The organism is Aminobacter sp. MET-1, assembly GCF_026521175.1.
Lineage (GTDB): Bacteria > Pseudomonadota > Alphaproteobacteria > Rhizobiales > Rhizobiaceae > Aminobacter.
Map to the genome: position 1 here is coordinate 1 of NZ_JAMSHL010000086.1, position 280 is coordinate 280.

The 280-nt window shown below is 62.9% G+C and carries 1 protein-coding gene; it reads left to right on the forward strand.

What is annotated here, in order from left to right; genetic code table 11:
* On the forward strand, positions 1 to 232 hold a 232-nt coding region (locus NDO48_RS29130; RefSeq protein WP_267322903.1), incomplete at its 5' end, for a hypothetical protein.
* Between the last annotated feature and the right edge of the window lie 48 nt (positions 233 to 280).

Genomic DNA, 280 nt, shown 5'->3' on the forward strand with positions numbered 1-280 from the left:
CCGTGGACGCGTGCCGGCGCTCCGAAAGAACGCGCAGGAGAGCGCTGCGCTCGAAACCGCATACTGCGCCGAAGTTGTTGCGATGACCTACGACTCGATGGGTCTGTTGACGGGAAACAAGAAAGCCAACTGGTTCGATCCAGGAAAGTTCTGGAGCGGAGACCGTCTCCCACTGGCGGAAGGGGTGCGTCTGGGTGAGGAAATCGAAGTGGACGTGCCCGTCACACCGTGATCGAGTCGTCGTCGACGCTTCGGCCCCCCGAGCTCCACCCACCCGTCC